Genomic DNA, 3466 nt, shown 5'->3' on the forward strand with positions numbered 1-3466 from the left:
CGATCGGGTCCGGCGACGGAGAACTTTGCAGACAACCTGGTCTGAACTGAATCCGCCATTATCTTGCATAGCAGCGCTATCAGCTTTCACGAAATGGATTCCGCACGCAGTTCGTGTGGCGATTTACCGAGGATTGGTCAACGTGAACACATCATTACTGGCAATCACCACGCGTCGCAGGGGGAATTCTGCCTGGTTTTCGCGGCTCGGCCCGAAGTTTATGCTGCTCGCCCTCTGGGGATTCTTCGCTATCACTGCAAACCTGATCGCTGCAGAGGAATCACTGGAATCATTGGAAGAGACTGCATTCAAACAGGCAGCCGCTCTCGCTGCCCCCAGCATTGTCCGGATCGAGACCGTCGGGGGACTTGAGCAGCTTGAAGATATGCTGCTGGGAAATGGGCCTACGTCAGGTGTCGTCGTTTCCGCAGATGGTTACATCATCTCCAGCTCATTCAATTTTGTCTCGAAGCCCAGTTCTATCCTGGTGACGCTTCCCGACGGACGCCGCGTCGCTGCCCAACAGGTTGCCAATGACCGTTCAAAACTACTGACGCTGCTGAAGGTCGACGCAGAGGGCCTGACTCCCGCCAAAGCCGCCCCCAAGAATCAGATGAAAGTTGGCCAATGGGCGCTCGCGTTGGGCCGAACCCTGGACAATTCCGCTCCTAACCTTTCAGTGGGAATCATCAGCGCGCTGAACCGCGTCTGGGGGAAGGCGATTCAGACCGATGCCAAGACTTCGCCGGTCAACTACGGCGGTGCATTGGTGGACGTTCAGGGGCAGATTCTGGGAGTGATCGCACCACTCTCGCCGATGGGAGGGGGTGAAGCGGCAGGTGTCGAATGGTACGACGGAGGAATCGGATTCGCGATTCCCCTCGAAGATGTTTACCAGTCCCTTGATCGGCTAAAGCAGGGAAGCGACCTGTTGCCGGGCCTCATGGGTATCACCTTCGCGGGAGGACAGGCACTGAATGTTCCCGTCATCGTCGATCGTGTCCGGTACAACTCACCGGCCCAGAAGGCAGGGCTGAAAACGAATGACCGTATCATCGCCGCAGACGGTGAAAAGACCGATCGAATCGCCCAGTTCAAGCACCTCATGGGACGAAAATACGCCGGAGACACCGTCAAAGTGGTCGTGGTTCGAGGGGAAACCGAGGTACCCATCGAAATTGATCTCGTCGGTCAGCTTGTTCCGTACGAAGTCCCCTTCCTGGGAATTTTGCCAGTCCGACAGGCAGAAAACCTGGATGCTTCGCAAGCGGGAGTCAGCGTCCGCTTTGTCTTCGCCGACAGCCCGGCACATCAAGCAGGACTAACACCCGGTGATCGAATTACGAAGATAAACGACGTCGATGTACAACAGGCGCGCCAACTGGCAGACCTGGTCGGAAGGAATCGCTCCGGTGAAAACGTCAAAGTGACCTATACCCGCAGCGGGACAGAATCGTCGGTCGATGTGACACTGGGCTCGCTGCCGGAATCCGTCGTTGATGAGCTCGCCACCGAATTGATTTCGGGACCTCCCTCGCCGGACGCGGAGCCCGCAGATCCATCGGAAGCCAAACCAGACGCCAATGTCGAACAGAAACCGGAAATCTCACTTAAAACTGGAAAATTCACTGCGACACTGGAAGGTAACGATCATGATTATTGGGGCTACGTTCCGGAGAACTACGTAGCGGGCCACCCTTATGGTCTCGTCGTCTGGGTTCACCCGATGGGAGATCCCATGGAAGCGACCGTCTACAAGATGTGGAAGACGATCTGTGATCGTCGAGGCCTGATCCTGATCGCACCCAAATCAGAAAAGGTCGCTGGGTGGCAACCCGGTGAAGCAGAGTTTATTCGCGCCTTGATCGCCCATTTCCGGGAAAAGTATACGATTGACCCCAGTCGGATTGTGCTCCATTCGTTTGGTTCGGGATCAGGAATGGCCTGGCTGGTCGGAACGAAGTACAGAGACCTCATTCGCGGCGTTGTCGTCGCGGGTGCCCCATTGCTCGGAAGATTATCCGACAACGAACCGGACTATCGTCAGCAGTTTTTCTTCCTTTGTGGCGAAGACGACAAAGTCCTTTCCAAGGTGAAAGCTTCCGTCGACGGAATGCGAAAATTGAAGTTTCCCGTCTCTTTTACCCTGCTAAAGGGCGTTGGAGCGAAATATCCCGAAGAACATGCCGTAGAGGAGATTGGTCGTTGGGTCGACGCACTGGATCGGATATAGTAAGAGACTGGGAACGCATAATTCCCGGTGCGGGTCGGCCTGCACCGGTATGCATTTGACGGCTCCCGCGAGGCAGCGGCGGTCCAGATTCGGACAAAGTGACTGAAATTCCCATGAGTAGCGACAATCCCCAACGCAGTGCAGTAAATCGACGGGAATTCCTGGGTCGAAGTGCTCAGCGTGCGGCGGGTGTCGCGGTCGGCGTGGTGGGACTGACAGCGACTGCCTCTGCCGCAGTCGCGAGCGTTTCTGCCCAGGACCGAGTCCGCGTTGGCGTGATCGGTGTTCGAAATCAGGGAAAGCTGCTGGCTGGTGAGTTAGCTCGCCTGCAGGACATCGAGATCCGCAGCCTGTGCGACGTCGATGAATCCCAGTTTGCCCCCGCGCTCCATGCAGTTGTCGACGCTGGACAGAAAGCTCCGGCCATCGAACGGGATTTTCGTCGGCTTCTCGATGATCCCGGCATCGACGCAGTCGTGATCGCCACCCCCGACCACTGGCACGCCAGGATGACATCACTCGCCTGTCAGGCCGGAAAAGACGTCTACGTAGAAAGCCCCGCGACGCATTTCATCGCCGAAGGGCCGGAGATGATGGCAGCGGCGCAACGGTTCAATCGTGTTGTGCAAGTCGGCCTGCAGCAGCGAAGTGGTGCTCACTTCCTGTCGGCGATCGACTTCCTTCGCAGCGGACGACTGGGCCACGTCAAGCTGGCCAAAGCCTGGATCGTTCACCGTAGAAAATCCATCGGTCACAAATCGGACTGCGAGCAACCTGCCAATGTCGACTACGCGCAGTGGTTGGGGCCAGCACCCGAACGTCCCTTCAACCAGAATCGGTTCCACTTCAACTGGCGCTGGTGCTGGGATTACGGCGGCGGCGAACTCGCGCATTGGGGAGTTCACATGCTGGATGTGGCGCGCTGGGGCCTGGATGTCGATCTGCCGCACCGAGTTTCTGCCGTAGGGGGGAAGTACGGGTTCAATGACGATCAGGAGACACCGGACACACTGTCTGTGCAGTACGCATTCCAACAGAAATCAATCCTGTGGGAACATCGACTCTGGTCATCACATGGAATCGAAGGCAGAAGCTCGGGTGTCTCTTTCCACGGCGACCGTGGAACGCTGGTTGTTGACCGGGGAGGTTGGAAAGTCTACGACTGTGCTGAGAGCGTGACTGCGGATTCTTCTGACTTGCAATCAGCCCACCTCAGGAATTTCGTCGACTGCG

At 57.0% G+C, this 3466-nt stretch carries 2 protein-coding genes; both read left to right on the forward strand.

Annotation, left to right across the window (positions count from 1 at the left end; all coding sequences use genetic code 11):
- The first annotated feature begins 142 nt into the window (after positions 1–142).
- A complete protein-coding gene (locus tag VGE80_RS03840) occupies positions 143–2233 on the forward strand; it encodes a PDZ domain-containing protein (protein ID WP_440591735.1) in 2091 nt (696 codons plus the stop codon).
- Between the two features lie 113 nt (positions 2234–2346).
- On the forward strand, positions 2347–3466 hold a 1120-nt coding region (locus tag VGE80_RS03845), incomplete at its 3' end, for a Gfo/Idh/MocA family protein (protein ID WP_440591736.1).

Source organism: Schlesneria sp., assembly GCF_036405755.1.
Classification (GTDB): domain Bacteria; phylum Planctomycetota; class Planctomycetia; order Planctomycetales; family Planctomycetaceae; genus Schlesneria; species Schlesneria sphaerica.